Annotated in this window: 1 protein-coding gene; it reads left to right on the top strand. The window is 36.2% G+C overall.

Going from position 1 to position 1235, the window contains the following annotated elements; genetic code table 11:
• The first annotated feature begins 4 nt into the window (after positions 1–4).
• Entirely contained in the window at positions 5–1198 is a 1194-nt protein-coding gene (gene tuf, locus BN899_RS18270) for an elongation factor Tu (protein ID WP_042278429.1), read from the top strand.
• The last annotated feature ends 37 nt before the right edge of the window (positions 1199–1235 follow it).

Genomic DNA, 1235 nt, shown 5'->3' with positions numbered 1-1235 from the left:
CAAAATGGCTAAAGCTAAATTTGAAAGAAATAAACCACACGTTAATATAGGAACAATAGGTCACGTTGACCACGGTAAAACTACATTAACAGCAGCAATAACAAAAACATTATACGACAGATATCAATTAGGAGAAGCAGTAGACTTCGCTAATATAGATAAAGCTCCAGAAGAAAGAGAAAGAGGGATCACAATCTCTACTGCTCACGTTGAATATGAAACTCCAAACAGACACTACGCTCACGTTGACTGTCCAGGACATGCTGACTACGTTAAGAACATGATAACAGGAGCAGCGCAAATGGATGGTGCTATATTAGTTTGTTCAGCAACTGATGGACCAATGCCTCAAACAAGAGAGCATATACTATTATCAAGACAAGTTGGTGTACCTTACATAGTGGTATTCTTAAACAAGTGTGACGTAGTAGATGATGAAGAATTATTAGAGTTAGTTGAAATGGAAGTAAGAGACTTATTAAACGAGTACGAATTCCCAGGTGATGACACTCCAATAATCCAAGGATCAGCTTTAATGGCATTACAAGATACTTCTTCAGTATGGGGAGACAAAATAGTTGAGTTATTCGAGCAAATAGATGCTTATATACCAGAACCAGAAAGAGATGTTGATAAGAACTTCTTAATGCCAGTAGAAGACGTATTCTCTATAACAGGAAGAGGAACAGTTGCTACAGGTAGAGTAGAAAGAGGAATATTAAAAGTTCAAGATGAAGTTGAATTAGTAGGACTTTCTGAAGAGCCAAGAAAAATGGTTGTTACAGGAGTAGAAATGTTCAGAAAATTATTAGATCAAGCACAAGCTGGAGATAATATAGGAGCATTAATAAGAGGGGTACAAAGAAATGAAATAGAAAGAGGACAAGTATTAGCTAAGCCAGGAACAGTTAAAGCACATACAAAATTCATGGCAGAAGTATACGTTCTTAAAAAAGAAGAAGGTGGAAGACATACTCCATTCTTCGATGGATATAGACCACAATTCTATTTCAGAACAACAGACGTTACAGGAGCTTGTAAGTTACCAGAAGGTGTAGAAATGGTTATGCCAGGAGATAACGTAACTATGGAAGTTGAATTAATCAACTCTATATGTGTAGAAGAAGGATTAAGATTCGCAATAAGAGAAGGTGGAAGAACAGTAGCATCAGGTGTTGTTGCTTCTATAGTTGAATAATCTCTTATTTAACGATTGATATATATAAAAAGAGGGG

The sequence above is a fragment of the Faecalimicrobium dakarense genome (genome assembly GCF_000499525.1).
GTDB lineage: Bacteria > Bacillota > Clostridia > Peptostreptococcales > Peptostreptococcaceae > Faecalimicrobium > Faecalimicrobium dakarense.
This window is presented reverse-complemented; position numbering and strand designations above follow the sequence as displayed.